The sequence below is a fragment of the Faecalibacterium sp. DFI.5.82 genome, from assembly GCF_029076575.1.
Classification (GTDB): Bacteria; Bacillota; Clostridia; order Oscillospirales; family Ruminococcaceae; genus Faecalibacterium; species Faecalibacterium duncaniae.
This window is the reverse complement of record NZ_JARFIS010001018.1, coordinates 1-292: the sequence shown is the minus strand read 5'-3', so window position 1 is coordinate 292 and position 292 is coordinate 1. Positions and strand designations below refer to the sequence as shown.

1 protein-coding gene is annotated in these 292 nt (G+C 53.8%); it reads right to left on the bottom strand.

Annotated elements, in window-relative coordinates:
* A partial coding sequence (locus tag P0G09_RS19950) for a CD0415/CD1112 family protein (protein WP_275253541.1) occupies positions 1-292 on the bottom strand: 292 nt, incomplete at both ends.

Genomic DNA, 292 nt, shown 5'->3' with positions numbered 1-292 from the left:
CAACGGGAAGGGGGGCCAGACTGGTCATTAAATATATTTCAATCATTCTTCCGTACACCAGAACAAAAATGATGATCCCCATAAACTGCATGGTCAGCCCGATTACAGAGGACTGGAGCCACAGGCCAAGGAGCGGCCCCAAGTCCATGCCCTCCAGCGTGGTTTCCAGCTCCGCCAGCATATCCGGCGTAATGTCGGTGGAGCCTTGGAAGAGCCCCGCCGCATCCGCAATCACGCTCTGCGACACATCGAACACCGCCATGACAATATCAAAGGTGTTGGAAAGAATGAG